Annotated in this window: 10 protein-coding genes; 7 read left to right on the top strand and 3 right to left on the bottom strand. The window is 35.6% G+C overall.

What is annotated here, in order from left to right; genetic code table 11:
* Positions 1-9 precede the first annotated feature (9 nt).
* Complete coding sequence (rlmN, locus tag PC_RS03335) at positions 10-1,086, bottom strand: dual-specificity RNA methyltransferase RlmN (protein WP_044044863.1); 1,077 nt, start codon at positions 1,084-1,086, stop codon at positions 10-12.
* A gap of 244 nt (positions 1,087-1,330) precedes the next feature.
* Between rlmN and PC_RS03330 the strand changes: the two genes are divergently transcribed.
* Positions 1,331-1,558 carry a hypothetical protein gene (locus PC_RS03330; RefSeq protein WP_011175244.1) on the top strand — a complete coding sequence of 76 codons (228 nt, stop codon included), beginning with the start codon at positions 1,331-1,333 and terminating at the stop codon, positions 1,556-1,558.
* Between the two features lie 286 nt (positions 1,559-1,844).
* Positions 1,845-4,898, top strand: coding sequence for a glycine--tRNA ligase (locus tag PC_RS03325; protein WP_011175243.1), 3,054 nt, complete (start codon positions 1,845-1,847; stop codon positions 4,896-4,898).
* Positions 4,899-5,736: 838 nt separating this feature from the next.
* On the opposite strand, the gene PC_RS03315 is transcribed toward PC_RS03325, so the two are convergent.
* Both PC_RS03315 and dnaG read right to left on the bottom strand, forming a co-directional pair.
* A complete protein-coding gene (locus PC_RS03315; RefSeq protein ID WP_011175241.1) occupies positions 5,737-6,153 on the bottom strand; it encodes a thiol-disulfide oxidoreductase DCC family protein in 417 nt (138 codons plus the stop codon).
* Positions 6,150-7,928: a DNA primase gene (gene dnaG / locus PC_RS03310; protein ID WP_011175240.1), complete on the bottom strand. Its 1,779-nt coding sequence runs from the start codon at positions 7,926-7,928 to the stop codon at positions 6,150-6,152. Before dnaG ends, PC_RS03315 begins: the two co-directional genes overlap by 4 nt.
* A gap of 315 nt (positions 7,929-8,243) precedes the next feature.
* Between dnaG and recD2 the strand changes: the two genes are divergently transcribed.
* From recD2 to PC_RS03285, 5 genes are read left to right on the top strand one after another with little or no spacing between them, the layout of a single operon-like run.
* Positions 8,244-10,409 (top strand): SF1B family DNA helicase RecD2, encoded by a 2,166-nt coding sequence (gene recD2, locus PC_RS03305; protein WP_011175239.1) that lies wholly within the window; start codon positions 8,244-8,246, stop codon positions 10,407-10,409.
* The gene (locus PC_RS03300) at positions 10,409-11,533 is read left to right on the top strand and encodes a phospholipase D-like domain-containing protein (protein ID WP_011175238.1); all 1,125 of its coding nucleotides are present in this window, start codon (positions 10,409-10,411) and stop codon (positions 11,531-11,533) included. Before recD2 ends, PC_RS03300 begins: the two co-directional genes overlap by 1 nt.
* A complete protein-coding gene (locus tag PC_RS03295; protein WP_044044861.1) occupies positions 11,530-12,201 on the top strand; it encodes a 4-hydroxy-tetrahydrodipicolinate reductase in 672 nt (223 codons plus the stop codon). Before PC_RS03300 ends, PC_RS03295 begins: the two co-directional genes overlap by 4 nt.
* Before the next feature lie 21 nt (positions 12,202-12,222).
* Positions 12,223-13,125 carry a 4-hydroxy-tetrahydrodipicolinate synthase gene (gene dapA, locus PC_RS03290; protein WP_011175236.1) on the top strand — a complete coding sequence of 301 codons (903 nt, stop codon included), beginning with the start codon at positions 12,223-12,225 and terminating at the stop codon, positions 13,123-13,125.
* Positions 13,118-14,353: an LL-diaminopimelate aminotransferase gene (locus PC_RS03285; protein WP_044044859.1), complete on the top strand. Its 1,236-nt coding sequence runs from the start codon at positions 13,118-13,120 to the stop codon at positions 14,351-14,353. The genes dapA and PC_RS03285 overlap by 8 nt, the downstream gene beginning before the upstream one ends.
* The last annotated feature ends 436 nt before the right edge of the window (positions 14,354-14,789 follow it).

Here is a 14,789-nt window from a genome sequence, read left to right as displayed (position 1 = left end):
CATGTTCATTTAAGATCCAAATGCGACTTCTTTTAACATAGGAAGCCCTGTTTGCCCCTCTCGTTCTTGTAAGGCAAGTTGACCGCAAGCCGCTCCAATATCGTCTCCTTTCGTATAACGGCATGTATTGACAATATGCGACCCATAAAGGACACTTCGAAACTGTTTAATCGCTTTTTTCTCTGGTCTCTTTAACCGCAATCCTGGAATTGGGTTATAAGGAATCAGATTAACTGTACATTGTTTCCCTTTCAATAAGTGTGCCAATTCATGAGCATGATCGGGATGATCATTAATGCCCGCTAGTAAAGTGTATTCGAAGGTAATGTCTCGTTTAGTTTTTTGAGCATACTCATCCATTGACTCTAATATTTCTTCTAAAGGATATTTTCGAGCATAGGGGATAATTTTTTTACGAATATGTTGATTAGGAGCATGCAGAGATAGGACTAAATTAACCTTTAATCCCTCTTTAGATAAGCGTTTGATACCTTCCACGACTCCAACTGTAGAAACTGTGATTCTTCTTTGAGAAATATTACAAAAGTCAGGGTGACTTAATACCCTAATGGAGGCAACAACAGATTCATAATTTTTAAGCGGCTCTCCCATTCCCATATAAACAACATGCGAAACTTTTTCTCCTTTGCTAGAAAGCCAAGCATTAATTTGCAAAATCTGTTCAATAATTTCAGTCGGCCTAAGATTTCTAAAAAAACCTTGCTGGCCAGAAGCACAAAAGGCGCATTTAGCTGGGCAGCCTACCTGAGAAGACACGCAAACAGTTCGACGAATTCCGGATAAAATTAAAACAGACTCTACTAAATTTCCATCTCGTAAACGCCATAAGAATTTAATAGTTTCTTGATCAATTGATTCAGTATAACGCACTAATTCTAAAACGGGTAATCTAATATGCTTCGCTAGTTTTTCTCGTAAAGATTGGCTTAAATTAGACATTTTATCCCAAGACAAAACCCCTTTTTGATAAATCCAACTCAAAATTTGCTTAGCATGAAACTCTTTCTCTCCATGTGCCTTAAGCCATTCAACTAGTTTTTGATGATCAAAATCTGCGTAATCCATAATAAGCCATATTAGTCAGGTTTTTTAAGAACAACCTGGTATTTTATTAGTCTAAACTTGAAAAAATCGATTTTTTAAAAAGTTTTATTCAATATTTATAGCTCAATTAAAAATATAAATCTAGAGATTTGCTTATTTTATTGATTGTAAAGGCTAATTTAAACTATTGTTAATATTTGTTTAAACTTGACTTATACTTAATTAGTTTTATAACTTTAGCTGAATAATAAAATCGGAGTAAACGATGTTAAAGAAAATTTTATGCTTGATGACATTAGTTGCTTTTAATTTAGTTTGTGCCCATGCAAGTAGCACTGAACCAAAAGAGACAACAAATGATGCATTTGCTAATTGCAGATGTAAAAATAAGCGCGAAAAATATAGCGATTCTGCTGGCACATCCGTTGTTCTCAATTTTGACGGCGAAACTCAATTTTCTGGAATTTTATTAGCTTGCAAAAACTGCAATTAACTTTCATTTATTTAGGCTGTGTCAAATATACAGCCTAAATTTTTCAACTTTGCCTTCTCTTAGCCTGCCCACTTTTAATCAAGAAATTAAAATGATGAGTAAATTTAAGTAGTGCTTTTGATCAAAAAATTTTAAATTTAAAGGGACAAATCAGATACCTTTTCAAAAAAGAAAGGATACTTCGACTATTGTGATAAAATCACTGGTTAATTAAGCTCTTCCCATAACAAATTCAATTAAAACCGCATTCGATTTAAATGGCTCAACTTTAGCCTGCAGGATTTTTATGTTAACATTTCAAGAGTTCTTACGCACATTATCAACCTTCTGGGAAAAACAAGGATGCATCATCCATCAAGGATATGACTTAGAAGTTGGAGCGGGAACTTTTAACCCAGCGACATTTTTACGAAGTTTAGGACCAGAGCCGTATCGCGCAGCTTATATTGAGCCTTGCCGAAGACCTGCTGATGGACGTTATGGAACAAATCCGAATCGTTTACAACATTATTTCCAATATCAAGTCATTTTAAAACCATCGCCTTTGAATATGCAGGAATTGTATTTACAATCATTAGAAGCTTTAGGATTTAATCTTCAAGAACATGATATTCGCTTTGTACATGACGATTGGGAAGCTCCAACCCAGGGCGCTTGGGGGCTTGGATGGGAAGTCTGGATGGATGGGATGGAAATCACACAATTTACCTACTTCCAGGCAATTGGAGGTATTGAGCTAAGGCCTATTACAGGTGAAATCACTTATGGAATAGAGCGATTGGCGATGTATCTTCAAAAAGTCGATAGCATCTTTGATTTAAAATGGAATGATGAATTGACCTATGGAGATGTTTATCAACGTAACGAAGTAGAATGGAGCCATTACAATTTCGAAAAAGCGTCTACTTCAATGTGGTTCAGACATTTTGATGACTACGAAAACGAAGCGAAACAATTGATTGCGAATAACCTCCCTATCCCTGCTTATGACTTTGTCATGAAGGCGTCTCACGCATTCAATTTACTTGATGCACGTGGAGTCATTTCTGTGACGGAGCGAACAGGTTATATTGGCAGGATTAGAGAATTGGCGAAACAAGTGGCAGAAAGTTACATAAAAAGTCGCGAAGAGCAGGGCTTTCCCTTACTTAAACATGTTAACCCCTCGTCTTCAATTTCTCAACCCTGCTCTAAAATAACTGAAGATTTAATTAATATTCATCCTGACGATACGGACGATTTTGTTATTGAAATTGGTTCTCAGGAATTACCAGCTTCGTTTGTCTCGATAGGAGGTCAAAATTTAGAACGTGCAATTCGTGCTTTACTCGAAAAAGAAGGCATTTCCTTTGAACGTATTGTCGTTTATGGCACTCCTCGAAGAATTGCTGTTTACATTTACCAACTTTCTAAGGGTAAACCTTCTCAAACAATTGAAAAAAAAGGGCCGCCTGTTGAGCAAGCGTATCAAGTTGATGGAACGATCAAAGTCGCTGGAGAAGGTTTTTTCCGCTCGTTAGGAATGACTACTCCAACACTAGCCGCAATCCAAAATCATGAAATTAGTGAAATTGAAATTCGCCCCATTAAAGGGATTAACTACTTGTTTGGCTCAGTTAAACAAGAAGGGAGAGCAACAACCTCTATTTTAGCAGAAAAACTTCCTTTGTTAATTGGTAGTTTAGACTTTCCCAAGAAAATGCGCTGGGCAGATTTAGAAATAACTTACGCAAGGCCCTTAGAATGGGTTTTAGCTTTATTTGGAAAAGACATCATTCCTTTTGCCATTGGAAATCTTTTTTCGGACAGAATAACTTATGGACACAGACAACTATCTCCCCAAGCAATTCATCTTGACCATGCAAAAAACTATTTGAAAAGTCTACATCAACATTCTGTGATGGCCGATCCTAACGAACGCGAAGAATCGATTCTTGAGCAATTGTCAAATTTAGAAAAACAAGAGCAAATCCAGATTATTGAAAAAAATCGTGTGATTCCTCAAGTTCTTAATTTAGTAGAATGGCCCTATTTAACAATTTCTACTTTTCGTGAAGAATTTTTAAAAGTGCCTAAAGAAGTTTTAATTTCTGAAATGGTTGAGCATCAAAAATATTTCCCTGTCACTGATTCAAATGGAACGCTAAAGAATCTTTTTGTGATTACGGCGAATATTATTCCTACAGAACAAATCAAGCAAGGGAATCAAAAAGTACTCTCTGCTCGTTTATCCGATGGTGTTTTTTTGTATGAAGAAGATTTAAAAGTCCCTTTAGCCTCTTTTAATGAAAAACTGAAAAAAGTCACATTTCAAAAAGAATTAGGCACTGTTTATCAAAAAGTAGAGCGAATTATCCAACATGCTAAAGTTTTACAAATACTTCTCGGCATTAGCACGCCTATTTTAGTCGAACGTGCAGCTTTATTAAGTAAAGCTGATTTAGCATCTAATATGGTTTATGAATTTCCTGAATTGCAAGGAACAATTGGTCGTTACTATGCTCTTGCCAATCGAGAAGAGGCTGAAATTGCACAAGCGATTGATGAACACTGGATGCCAAGAGGAGAAAATGCCCCTCTTCCTGAAACAGAAACGGGAACCATTATTAGTTTAGCAGATAAATTGGATAACTTAATTGGCTGCTTTAGCATTGGTCTTAAACCGACGTCTTCAAGTGATCCTTATGCCCTCCGAAGACAGGTGTTGGGAGTCATTAAAATGTTAATTAAAGGCCAATATTCCCTGCATTTAGAAGAATGCTTAGAAAAATGTATTAGCCATTTTCCGACTCACATTGTGAAAGACAAAAAGCAAATGACTCAAGATATCTTAAGTTTCATTACAAATCGTATTAAAACCGTTTTCCAAGATTATGGATTTCATAAAGATGAAATTGAAGCTAGCTTAGCAAATGGTTGTCAAGACATCTATGACACTTTTTGTCGGGTGAAAGCGCTTCATAATTTTCGACAGGGTTCTGCTAGCCAATTTCATTCGCTTTATGAGGTTTATAAACGGGCAAAAGGTCAGTTAAACGGTTACCAAACGTCAAATATATCTGCTGAATTATTAAAAGAGCCTGCTGAACAAAATCTCTACTCCTTGCTCGATAGGCAACAAAAAGCTTTTGCAGAAGCTATTAAGAAAAAAGATTACAATCAAGCTTATGCTTTGATTGCAACAATGCAACCCGCTTTAGCTGTCTTATTTGAACAGGTCAAAATTTTGGCTGATGAACCGCAAATTCGAGATAATCGCTTAGCTTTACTCAAACAAGTATTTAACTTTTTTGAGGAAATGTTAGATTTCAGCAAAATTCAAGAAAAAACTCACTATTAAATTAGCTCTATCAAAATGATAGAGCTATGATTGATCATTTATAGAGAAGTTAAAGTATAATTTACTCCTAATGTAAACACTAAGTGATTATTAGAATAAGTACTATTTTTTTAGATAATATTCTCTTATAGATTTTGCTAAACTCATAAAACTTATGTTGATTTTTATGGTACGATCCATCCCGATGAGGATTTGAGGAAATACAATAAGTTAATTCGAAATTCCTTATCATTCCTAGATTGGCAATTTAGATCCTTGTAATTTTTTTGAGCAGCTATTTGCTGAAAAGATAAATAGTTTTTTTGTTAACCCGTTCAAAAACTAAATAAATATCAATAATTTTAACCTTTCATTTTACCCTTGATGGATGCGTGTAAATGGCCATTATTCAATGACATTCTGGCCGGCTTCATTTTCTCCTGGATTTGTCCTTGATGAGCCAGATCAGATCGAATTGCATAGTTTCCACCCCTCGATCCAAAGAACTTAACGTATGGATTTAGGCTTTCTTCTTTTCTTTTGAAATACACTTGTATGGATTTACCTATTAGCACTTTAAAGTCCAAAGTCATGAATTTAAAATTAGCGTTTGCCTCATGCAAAATTTTAAACACCAAGCTATATGCTAGATCCATTAAAAATGACAGCAGCTTGAGAAAAGCCTCTTGTATTAGGAAGTCCTAACAGTTACGCAATTTTTCTTCAACACAGTGCCCTGAGGTAAACGCAAGGTTTTAGTTAAATTTTTTTATACCAATTTTACCTAATGTAGATTTTTGAAACCGATCCTATTAGTACGTGTAAACTTATTTAAATATCATTTAGAGACAACTTATTTTTAAGGAAAGAAACGATCTTTTTGATCTGATAAAGGCAAAGGGCACTCTGCTTTAGACATGAAGCGATGGCGATAACGAGCCACTAAACGATAGATCCAATCAAATAAAAAAGAAGGGAGAAAATATAACAACCCTAGAAAGGTCCATCCTTTTCCAATTAACCAACAAATCCTAAAAACGGCCTGACTGCTAATACAGATTTTGAAATGAGGACTTTTAAAATTTTCAATGAAAATGAGAGTGTCAATATTTCTAGCGGTAAAAGGTAAGTGAGAAAGGCGCTGCTTGGCAGTTTCACCTTGTAAGGGAGCAAAGGCAAATTGTTTATCATGATCGATTTTAATCAAAAACTGAACAAGTGAATCACAAAGTCCACATTCTCCATCATAAAAAACTAAATGTTTGCATTCATTCATTTGACAATAGGGGGATTTCGTTTTAACTCATCAAACTGTTTAATCAACTCCATCACCTCATCGTCTGAGCAATGACCACTTTGCACTTTAATTTTAATTTCTTCTCTTTTGTGCATCCAATTTCGATCTAATATTTTTTTGACTGTTTCAATTAGCAATTGCTCAGCTTTTTCTTTGTTCACTTTTTTTTGCAATAGGTCTGATAAAACCAACTGTCCCTCTGCATCATCTAAGTCAATCGCTAGCGATAATAAATCACAGGAGCGTTGATTCTCATAATTATTACGATAGATATCATAAATTTTTTGACAAATGGCAACGCGAAAATCTTCTTTTACTAAATTTGTTCTGACTATTTCAACCAGCTTTGTCTGTTCTTGACCCAGTAATAAAAGCCATCTTAAAAGATCCGTTTCTAGAATTCGGTCAGGGTCAATCGTTTGTGCCCCAACGCTTGCAGATTTTTTAATATAAATATTGGGTAAATGGTTTTTGCCCACACCGATAATTTCTTCGGGTACTTTCATGAGATGGGCTAATTTTCGAAGAGTTTCATGGACCATGAGAGGATGATCCCATTCACGAATAAGCTTAGTTGCTTTTTGAACTAGCTCATTTTTAGCGGCAGGAGAATCTAAATTTAAGTCTTGAGAGAGATGTTTAATTAAAAAGTTTAAATAATCAGAGCTATTTTTGAGCAATTCTAAAAAGGCTTCAGGTCCTTGCTCTCTCAAAAAACTATCGGGATCTCCCCCAACTGGCAATTGCACAATGCGAACTTCAATCCCCTCTTTTTGAAAAAGATGGCCAATTTTGCTTGTTGCTTCTTGTCCAGCAAGGTCAGAGTCGAGAGCTAAAAAAACTTGATTCACACCTAAATTGATCAGTTCTTGAACATGCCCTTCACCAAATGCTGTTCCTTGCCCTGCCACTGTTAAATTAAATCCCATTTGAATGAGACGAAGGGCATCAATTTGTCCTTCTACAATAATGGCTTTGCGCTCTTTTGCTATTCTGCGACGAGAATAATTCAATCCAAATAAAACCCGAGATTTTTTAAATAGGGAAGTTTCTGGAGTATTGATATACTTTCCTCCAAATGTTTCTTCCTTATATTTCCTTCCTGAAAAACCAATCACTCCTTGAGAATGGTGGTGAATGGGAAAAAGAATGCGATCATTAAAAAACTCTCTGACTTGACCATCTTTATTCACACTCAACAAACCAGCTTCTAATAACGAGTCATCTTTGATTCCTTTTGCATGCATAAATTTACGAAAAATCCCTGCCGTTTTCGGAGCCAACCCCACTTGAAAATGGCAAATAAAATCTAAATCAATGCCTCGATTATAAAGATAATTTAATGCTTCATGCCCTTCTTCTGAATAGAGCAGACAATAATGAAAAAACTGAGAAGCAGTCTCTAATGCTAACTTTAAAAAAGCTTTGGTCACCCCTTTTTTTTCTTCTCGATCTTCCACTAGTTCTAAATGAACCTGAAAGCGTTGGGCTAAACTTTCAACTGATTCGGCAAAACTGAGCTTTTGATGGGACATCAAAAATTGAATTGCATCTCCATGTGCCCCGCAACCGAAACAATGATAATGAGAATCTCCTTTTTGAACGATAAAAGAAGGAGATTTTTCGTCATGAAACGGACAGAGACCTTTATAAGAAGCTCCACTGCGCTTAAGTTCGATATGAGAAGATAATACTTCGACTAAATCGACTCGTTGTCTCAGATTTTCTAAACTTTCTTTATTAAAAATAGGCATCCTTCATTCTCCTTAGTCGAGCCATTATTATAAGGATTTTAACTTAAATTTGCATCGAAGAAGGTTTGAGAAATCTATTTTTTTTAACAAACATAATTAGTTTTTTAACGATTAAAAAAATCGATAACAAACATTTATTTTTGGTAAGTTTCATTTTTAAATTACCTTAAAGCAAGCACTAATAGCAAAAAAACTAAAATTGCGTTATAATAATAAGTCAAGTTTTTAATTCGATGAAGTATTTGAATAAAGAATAAAACTTTCCGTTATATTCAAAGTGTTCGTTATCAATACCGGGCAGAATAAAAGGCAACGATGGAACAAATCTGCGGTTACGTTGAAAGATTGACATTTCATAATTCAGAAAATGGATATACCGTTGCACAGCTCCAACAACCAAAACAAAGTGAATTAACTTGCATTGTTGGATGTATGCCAGGTATTCAGCCAGGAGAAACGATTCGCTGTAACGGAAACTGGAAAACGCATCTCATTCATGGAAGACAATTTGAAATATCTAGTTTTCGAGTCGAAGCGCCCGCCGATATTTTAGGGATCAAGAAATATTTAGGGTCTGGCTTGATTAAAGGAATTGGACCGAAATACGCCACTCGCATTGTAGATATTTTTGGAATAGACACTCTAAAAATTATTGAAGAGTCTCCCCAAAGGCTATTAGAAATTGAAGGACTGGGAACCAAACGAGTTGAAAAAATTCAAGCCTGTTGGATCGAACAAAAATCGATTCGAGATGTAATGATTTTTCTTCAAGGGCATGGCGTTAGTCCAGCGTTTGCTCAAAAAATTTTCAAAAAATATGGTTCGCAAAGCATTTTAAAACTTAAAGATAATCCTTATTGCTTGGCTCGAGATATTTTTGGAGTGGGCTTTAAAACTGCTGATACAGTTGCTCAAAAAATGGGCATTTCTAAAGATTCAGAGCAAAGAATTGGAGCAGGAATTGAGTATGTTTTATCTCAATTATCGGGAGATGGACATGTTTGCTATCCGGTCGATGAGTTTTTAAAAGAGGCTGAAACTCATTTAGAAGTAAAGGCAGATTTGATTGAAAAAAGACTCGAAGGGCTTCAAAGTGAAGAAAGGATTATACTCGCTCAATTAATTCATGAAGGAAAAAAACGGGACTTTATTTGGATCAAGCCATTATTTATTGCCGAAACAGGAATTGCACGAGAACTTAAAAGACTCAAAAATGGAGTCAGTACCTTTCGCTCAATTAATAAAGAAAAAGCTGTGGAATGGGTACAGGCACAATTAAAAATTGAATTAGCTCCTAATCAAAAAGAAGCCGTTGCCAAAGCAATTTCGACAAAATTACATATTATTACAGGTGGCCCAGGAACAGGGAAAAGCACTATTACAAATGCAATTTTACAGATCACTGCGATTCTAACTCAAAAAATTTTGTTAGCAGCTCCAACAGGAAGAGCAGCTAAACGAATGAGCGAAATTACCAAACGAAAAGCCTCTACGATTCACAGCCTTCTGGAATATGATTTCAAATCAACAGGAGGTTTTAAACGAAATCGAGAAAATCCTTTAGATTGCGACTTAATCATCATCGATGAAGCCAGCATGATTGATACGTTTTTAATGTACAGCCTTTTAAAAGCGCTACCCGACCACACGCGAGTGATTTTTGTTGGGGATATTCACCAATTGCCGAGCGTAGGACCGGGTAACGTCTTAAGTGACATGATTACGTCTCTTACCATCTCTGTAACGACATTAAAAGAAATTTTTAGACAAGCGGCAGGTTCTCACATTATTACAAATGCCCATCGAGTCAATAAAGGAATGTTTCCCAGCCTTTATAATGGACAAAACAGTGACTTTTTCTTTATCGAATGTCAGGAAAATGAAGAAGTTTTAAATACTATAGTCAAATTGGTCTCCCAAAGACTTCCTAATCGCTATGGATTTAATCCTAATCAAGATATTCAAGTATTGGCCCCCATGAAAAAAGGGTTAATTGGCACAGAACACCTCAATCAATCCCTACAAATGATTCTTAATCCAAAAGAACACGCTCTTTTTAGAGGAGGGCAAAAATTTCAAGTGGGTGATAAAGTCATGCAAATTCGCAATGACTATCAAAAAGAAGTTTTTAATGGAGATATTGGTTATATTCTCAACATTGATTCAGAAGAACAGCAAGTTTTAATTCAATTTGAAGATAAAGAAGTTGTTTACGATTATACTGATTTAGATGAATTGATTTTAGCTTACGCTATTTCCGTTCATAAATTCCAAGGAAGCGAGTGTCCTTGCGTTGTCATGCCAGTTCATACAAGTCATTTTATGTTACTTCATCGCAATTTACTTTATACAGGCATTACACGTGGAAAAAAACTTGTTGTTTTGGTTGGCACTAAAAAAGCTTTAGCAATTGCTGTTAAAAAAGATGATGTTCAAAAAAGATATACTAGCCTTCAAAATGCTTTAATGGAAATTATTTAATGTCCAAAAAACAAACTACACCTATTTTTAAATTATCCAAATTAAAGAAATCTTCAATCAGTAGCTTACTTGCCTTACTTGTATTTGCTATCTATCAATTTTTGTCCGATGAAAAGCAAGTAACTTCCCCTTCTCGCAACCAAGAAATTGCTTATACTACCCCAGCTTCTATTCCTGTTACTTCTGATACCATTCAGTTTTATTCCAACCAAACGGAAGATGACTTAACACAACTTTATCTTTCTACTATTCAAAATGCTAAACAGTCAATTACCTTTTCGATTTATTCATTGATGAATCCCGAAGTGATTCAAGCTCTTAATCAAAAAGTAGACGAAGGAATTTCCGTTCATATTGTTTGTGACGCCAAAGCTTCTGTTGGAATTTCTCGAAAAATCCCCAAAGCCTCTATCGTGAAAAGAATTTCTGCTGGGTTAATGCATCAAAAAATCTTAATCGTAGATAAAGAAAAAATTTTATTGGGTTCTGCTAACATGACAACCGATTCCTTGAATGTTCATGGAAACTTAGTTTTTGCTTTTGAACATCCTTTTCTTGGCCAGGCTTTGTTTGAAAAAACATTGAGTATGGATGAAGAGGGAAATAGTAAAAAACTCATGCATTGCCAAGCGCAGCTAGGTCAACAAAACCTAGAGCTTTGGATCCTTCCAGATGATCAACAAGCGGTTAATCGCATTTTGCAGTTAATTCAATCTGCAAAAAAAACTATTAAAGTCGCAATGTTTACCTGGACAAGATCTGATTTAACTCAAGAGCTTATCCAGGCAGCAAAACGTGGCGTCAAAGTGGAAGTCGTGATTGATCGTTATTCGGGAAAAGGAGCTAGCGCAAAAGTTGTAAATTCGCTAGCCAATGCAGGAATTCCTATTCGATTGAGCACGGGCCAAGGTCTATTACATCATAAATTTGCTTATATAGATGAGGATACTTTAATTAATGGCTCCGCTAATTGGACACAATCGGCTTTTAAAGTCAATGATGACTGTTTTGTTGTTTTAACTTCCTTGTTACCTCAGCAAAAAATGAAAATGAATCAATTGTGGAGTGCTATTAATAAAAAATCAGAAAAAGTCTCAATAAATAAAAAAAAGGGCCAAAAATGAAAATTGGTTTATTGGGATATGGAAAGATCGGGAAATTAATTGAAAAAATAGCTTTGGAAAAAGGACATGAAATCATTGCTATTATCACACGTGAGGATAACGATTTTCAAAAAAAATTAGAGCAGGTAGACGTATTAATTGACTTTAGTCATCCCGAGGTTGTTTTGGATCATATCAATTGGAGTATTATCTTAAATAAACCTATTGTCATTGGAACGACAGGATGGGAAGATCAATTAGAGCAAGCGCGTGAACAAATTCAAAAAAGTACGACCAGTTGCTTGTATTCGCCTAATTTCTTAATTGGTGTTCAATTATTTAAACAAATAGTCTCTTATGCAGCTCAATTAATCCGTCCTTTTGAAGAATTTGATATTGCTGGAGTCGAGCTTCATCATAACAAAAAATTAGATACACCGTCAGGAACCGCAAAAGCCTTAATTAAAAACATCCAAGAAGTTTTACCCCACTATTCATTGAAATTTAGTAGCATTCGATGCGGACATATGCCTGGTACGCATACCCTTTATTTTGATAGCCCAACGGATACAATTATCCTCACTCATGAAGCAAGAAATCGCGAAGGTTTTGCTATGGGAGCCATCAAAGCAGCTGAATGGTTGAAAGATAAACAAGGTTTTTTTACCATTGAAGATTTAGTATTTTAGACAGTTTAACCGAAGCAAAATATGTATTTAAAAGGTCTTTATACAGCCTTAATTACCCCTTTTACCCCAACTGGTCAATTAGATGAAGAAGGGTTAAAAAAGCTTATTCAGATTCAACTTCACCATCAAGTAGATGGGGTTGTCGTCTTAGGAACAACTGGGGAATCCCCTACGTTAACACAAATTGAAAAAAGACGGATTATTGAAATAGCATTAGAAGAAATTCAAGGCCGAATAAAAGTGATTGTTGGCACTGGAAGCTATTCAACGCAACAAGCAATTGAACAAACTCTTCAAGCCAAACAAATGGGTGCTGATGCTGCGTTGATTGTCACCCCTTATTATAATAAACCAACTCAAGAAGGAATATTCAAACACTTTGAAGCGATTAATCAAGCAGTCTCTTTTCCGATTTGTCTCTATAACATTCAAGGTCGAACGGGACAAAATATTCAAACGCATACGCTTAAACGAATCAGCACTCTTTCTTCGATTATTGGCGTAAAAGAAACATCCGGAGATATCAATCAAATCATGGATGTCATCGAAGCGTTTCGCCAATCTCATCCTAACTTTGCTATTTTATCTGGTGATGATGCTTTAACTCTTCCTATGATTGCTTTGGGAGGGCATGGCATTATTTCTGTTGTCAGCAATTTAGTTCCTGCCGCAATGAAATCTCTAGTGAATGCGGCACTAAATGGAAATTTCAAAAAAGCACGAATAATACATAACCAACTTTATTCTTTCATCAAAGCTGCTTTTATCGAAACCAATCCGATTCCGATTAAAGCGGCCTTATCTTTAAGTAAACTGCCAGCAGGTTCCTGCCGTCTCCCTTTATGTGATCTCAGTCAGAATCATTCCCAAAAGCTAGCTCAAATTCTTAATGAACTTCCTCAAGAGTGGATCTCTCATGGTTAAGCGTAATGTGCATTTGACAAAACTCCAATCAGGGTATTTATTTCCAGAAATCAATCGAAGGAAAAATGAATTTTTAAAAAAACATCCTTCCGCTCAATTAATTAATTTAGGCATCGGTGACACTACGCAACCCATCCCTCTTTATATTTCTGAAGCGATGCAAAATTTTGCCAAACAATTAGCCTCAGAAAAAACTTACAGAGGTTATGGAACAGAACAGGGTTCGATACTTCTTAGAGAAGCGATTGCTGAGCAGTATTACCAAGGCAAAATTGATCCTCAAGAAGTTTTTGTTTCAGACGGATCTAAATGTGATGTGGGTCGTTTGCAAATCCTTTTTGGATCAGATGCAACTATCGCCGTACAAAATCCTACTTATCCTGCTTATGTAGATACCGGTGTGATTAATGGGCAAGCATCCTTCTTTCAAACATCTACTAAACAATATCAGAGAATAACTTATATGAGTTGTTTACCTGAAAACAATTTTTTTCCTGACTTAGCAAATTTACCAAAAACAGATTTGATTTATTTTTGTTCTCCTAATAATCCAACGGGCAGTGCTGCAACAAACGAACAATTAAGGGAATTAGTTCAATTTGCCAAAAAGCGCCAATCTATCATTATTTTCGATGCTGCTTATGCAAGCTTCGTCAGAAGTTCACATATCCCTCGTTCAATCTATGAAATTGAAGGGGCGAAAGAAGTGGCCATTGAAGTAGGCTCTTTTTCTAAAATGATTGGGTTCACAGGTGTTCGCTTGGGTTGGAGTGTTGTTCCAAAACAACTGCGTTTTGAAGATGGTCATTCAGTTCAACAAGATTGGGAGCGAATTGTCTGCACTTTTTTTAATGGCGCCTCAAATATTGCCCAAGCAGGAGGATTAGCCGCCCTACAAAAAGAGGGATTGCAAGCCATTGACGAACTTTCCAGCTATTATATGAAGAATAGCAATATCCTTAAAAAAGCTTTTGAAGAGTGTGGATATAAGGTGTATGGAGGAGAAAATGTTCCTTATCTATGGGTTCATTTTCCACAACTAACGTCTTGGGAAGCTTTTGAAATCCTACTTAAACAATCGCAACTTGTCAGCGTCCCAGGTAGTGGATTTGGATCGGCTGGAGAAGGGTTTTTGCGCTTTAGTGCTTTTGGTAAACAATCTGACATTACTGTCGCTTTGCCCAGAATCAAACATGCTTTATTGAAGATTAAGCCTACAGTTTACTGATTGAAGGAATTTAAGCTTGTTCACTTAAAAATCTTTGATAAGCATCTCAAATAGATCTGGCCATTTTCTGTCGCAATTAGAATCCCTTAAGTTGAATAAAACCTTTAAAACTAGGTCTAATTTGAAGGTTTTTAACTATAAAATACTTTGTTATCCATGCAAGAATTTTGATTTCCTCTTCAATGAAACAATCTCTAAATCCCTTTAAGTTTTTTGATTCAGCTTTAAAGTTGAAAAAATTATAAACAGCTGCAATACAGACTTGGGCGATGGTGATAAGAATAGCTATTTTTTGAAAGATTAGGATTTAAAATCTTCTTTTAGCTTGAGGTTGGGATTATTGTCATGAGTAACGCTATAACGTTGATTTCTATAATAAAAAATTCATCTAGCAAAAACTTTACATTAAATGAACTTTCTCCAACAATTGCATTTT

The organism is Candidatus Protochlamydia amoebophila UWE25 (genome assembly GCF_000011565.2).
In the GTDB taxonomy this organism is placed as follows: Bacteria; Chlamydiota; Chlamydiia; order Chlamydiales; family Parachlamydiaceae; genus Protochlamydia; species Protochlamydia amoebophila.
Note: the sequence above shows the minus strand (reverse complement) of the source record. Positions and strands in the feature narration are given on the sequence as shown.

Bases quoted from the DNA above. Each gene is read 5' to 3' on its own strand.
- dapA (WP_011175236.1), top strand. From the start codon at position 12,223: ATGTATTTAAAAGGTCTTTATACAGCCTTAATTACCCCTTTTACCCCA.
- PC_RS03285 (WP_044044859.1), top strand. From the start codon at position 13,118: ATGGTTAAGCGTAATGTGCATTTGACAAAACTCCAATCAGGGTATTTA.
- PC_RS03300 (WP_011175238.1), top strand. From the start codon at position 10,409: ATGTCCAAAAAACAAACTACACCTATTTTTAAATTATCCAAATTAAAG.
- PC_RS03330 (WP_011175244.1), top strand. From the start codon at position 1,331: ATGTTAAAGAAAATTTTATGCTTGATGACATTAGTTGCTTTTAATTTA.
- PC_RS03295 (WP_044044861.1), top strand. From the start codon at position 11,530: ATGAAAATTGGTTTATTGGGATATGGAAAGATCGGGAAATTAATTGAA.
- dnaG (WP_011175240.1), bottom strand. From the start codon at position 7,928: ATGCCTATTTTTAATAAAGAAAGTTTAGAAAATCTGAGACAACGAGTC.
- PC_RS03325 (WP_011175243.1), top strand. From the start codon at position 1,845: ATGTTAACATTTCAAGAGTTCTTACGCACATTATCAACCTTCTGGGAA.
- PC_RS03315 (WP_011175241.1), bottom strand. From the start codon at position 6,153: ATGAATGAATGCAAACATTTAGTTTTTTATGATGGAGAATGTGGACTT.
- rlmN (WP_044044863.1), bottom strand. From the start codon at position 1,086: ATGGATTACGCAGATTTTGATCATCAAAAACTAGTTGAATGGCTTAAG.
- recD2 (WP_011175239.1), top strand. From the start codon at position 8,244: ATGGAACAAATCTGCGGTTACGTTGAAAGATTGACATTTCATAATTCA.